Origin of the sequence: uncultured Cedecea sp. (assembly GCF_947498825.1) — a bacterium.
Taxonomy (GTDB): Bacteria; Pseudomonadota; Gammaproteobacteria; order Enterobacterales; family Enterobacteriaceae; genus JGM124.
On the sequence record NZ_CANMLV010000089.1, the window covers coordinates 1 to 249 of the forward strand.

The 249-nt window shown below is 52.6% G+C and carries 1 protein-coding gene; it reads left to right on the top strand.

The annotated features are described in order from the left end of the window. A partial coding sequence (locus Q1A40_RS23060; protein WP_300006104.1) for a FimD/PapC C-terminal domain-containing protein occupies positions 1-249 on the top strand: 249 nt, incomplete at both ends.

Sequence of the window (249 nt, forward strand, 5' to 3'; positions counted from 1 at the left end):
CTGTTAATCACGCTGCGGCAGGGCGGGGCCTTTGTTCCCTTTGGTGCCATTGCCACCCTGACCGGGGCGTCCGGGGGGCATGAATCGTCGGGTATTGTCGGTGATGACGGACAGGTCTACCTGAGCGGTTTACCCGATAAAGGCACCTTAAACGTCAGCTGGGGGAATGATTCAGACCGGCAGTGCAGGGCAAACTTTGATATCCACAATATTAAAACCGGCAATGATTTCTTTATCAAGAAAATCACT